The sequence below is a fragment of the Pseudarthrobacter sp. MDT1-22 genome, assembly GCF_054511035.1.
The window spans coordinates 1-2,336 of record NZ_JBTNDK010000068.1; the positions used below are offsets into that span (position 1 = coordinate 1).

Consider the following 2,336-nt stretch of genomic DNA (forward strand, 5'->3'; position numbering starts at 1 on the left):
TCCTGTTCAGGTTGAATGCCGTAGTAACACTCATCCCAGCAGGACCACGAGTCCTCTGCTAGCTACAACACGAACCTATTTCCCCGGGAACCTTGAAGAGCCGGATTGGGTCCATTGCCTGAAGATCCCTCTCGGCAATATCACGATGGAGGACAAGCGGTGGATCATTATCGAAACCAACCAGCTGAGTATTTGAAGCCCTGAGCGCCACCCATTCGTGCGGTTGAGCGCCGGGGATCGTGCCAGAGAGCGCCAGCAGTCGCCTGGCTTGGCGCCGCCGACGCTCTCTGTCACAGGTGTTAGCGGCCATTGACACACAGGATTAGGCGCTCACGAGTGCTGCGTGTTCGCGCATGTTGTAGTTGCCGGTCTCGACCCAGATCGTGTTGTGGATGATCCGGTCCATGATCGCGTCCGCATGGACGCCGGAGCCGAGCCGCTGGTGCCAGTCCTTCTGCAAATACTGAGTGCAGAACACTGTTGAGGTCTCGCCGTAGCGGCGCTCCATCAGTTCCAGCAGCATGCCTCGCATCGGTTCCGTGGGTCGATCCAGGAGCCACTCGTCGATGACCAGCAGCGTGAATGCCGCATACTTTCGCAGGAATTTACCGGAACCGCCGGGCCTGTCTTGCGCGGCGACCCATTCTTCCTCGAGGTCTGGCATACGGACGTAATGTGCGCGGATTCGGTGCTCGCAGGCGCGTTTGGCGACCGCGCATCCCAGATACGACTTCCCCGACCCGGTGAACCCCTGCAAGACGACGTTCTGCTGCCTGCCCACGAACGAGCAGGTGCCCAGCTGGGTCAGCAGCTGCCGGTCAAGACCGCGCTCGTCGAGAAGATCGATGCGGCGCAAATCCGCGTTCGGATAACGCAGTCCTGCCCGCCGGATCAAGCCGGTCACCTTGGAATGCGTAAACGACGAATAGGCGTCATCGACGACCAACCGGACACGATCCTCGAACGGCAAGCTGATACTCAGCCTCTCGTCTTGGGTATCGATGGCCTCCAGCAACTCGCCCGCGTTCATCTCGCGCAGCTTGCGTTTGGTCTCCGCATCCAGGCGGCTCATCGAGCCCCTCCGGCGTAGTAGGCGCCGCCCCGCACGTATCCGCCATCGTCTCCCTCCGGCTCATCAGGGACGATCCCGGTTTTGTCCTGCCCGGTATCCAGGATCGGCCGCAAGTGGGCGTAGCGGGGCGATCGTATCGGCCCCCGCAGCGCGAGCTGGCTGGCCGCTTCCACCCGGGCCGGGGAGAATCGGCGGGACAGGCGCAGCACCGCCAGCGCGGGGTCGTAGCCGGCCTCCTCGACCGGCATGGACTCGAAGATCTTGCTGATCACCGTCACGGTTGCCGGGCCCATCCGTAACGCCCATTCATCGATCCGGGCCCGGTCCCACGCCTGCCAGCTGCGACCCTCCGGAAGGTCCGCCTCGTTCGTCTGATGCTGGTTCGCCGTCGTCGCTGGCAGCAGCAGGTGGCTGGTGAGGCGCTCATCGCTGCGATAGATCTCCAGCATGGTCTCCGTGACACGAAGATCAACATTCGAGCCGATGTGGGCGAACGGCACGGAGTAAAAGTTCTTCGCCCAGACCACGTGGCCGTTGCGCCCAACTTTGCGCCCATAGGTCCAGGTGCTGATCTCGAACGCCACCGCCGGCAGCGGTTGCAACACCGGCTTCTCCTCGGCGGTGAACACGCTCAGCCGGGAGCCCTCCCGCTTCTGGAACGGCTGCCTGTTATAGGCATCGATCTGCTCCCGAATCCGTCTCCGCAACTGCGCCAGGCTCCAGGACTCCCGACACGGCAATATATTCTGTGTGCGATAGTTCGGGCTTTGCGTCCACTTTCTGACCAACAAACCCGCGGAAATCCAGGGTTTTCATCCCCGCCACTCGCTGGCGACACCACATTAATTTTCTCGCAAATCGTGGCCTGTTCACCGGACATGCGACAGCAAAAATCCCGGAAACCTGCGGATCTGTTACCTACTGAGGTTCGTCGTGTCCAGAGCCCTGAGGCTCGTGAACACCTCTTTCCTCAACCCGGCAATCACCCAGGTGGCGACGTGCGAGACAGTGTTTTCCACGCTCGCCTTGTCTTTAGGGTGCTTCACGCGGCCCGGTAGTACCGCCGCTGAATAATGCGCCGCCATCTCCCGATACGCGTCGTTGAGCACGACCTCGCCCTCGCGCGGATGAGAGATCACCCCGGTCTTGAGATTGTCGGGCACGAGCCGCGGGACCGTGCCGCCGAAGAACGCGAACATCTCCGCATGCGCGCGCAGCCACGAATCCTGCCGCATATCCAGGCACGCCTCCACGAACGCATACC

General features: G+C 62.0%; 1 protein-coding gene and 2 pseudogenes. All 3 read right to left on the bottom strand.

Translation table 11 applies throughout. The annotated features are described in order from the left end of the window. Positions 1 to 322: 322 nt before the first annotated feature. Positions 323 to 1,072 (bottom strand): ATP-binding protein, encoded by a 750-nt coding sequence (locus tag ACX80M_RS20940; protein ID WP_160670425.1) that lies wholly within the window; start codon positions 1,070 to 1,072, stop codon positions 323 to 325. 434 nt (positions 1,073 to 1,506) lie between these two features. Continuing rightward, positions 1,507 to 1,844: pseudogene (locus tag ACX80M_RS20945) on the bottom strand (Mu transposase domain-containing protein); the annotation flags it as partial. Positions 1,845 to 2,015: 171 nt separating this feature from the next. Next, positions 2,016 to 2,336, bottom strand: a pseudogene (locus ACX80M_RS20950) (IS21 family transposase); the annotation flags it as partial.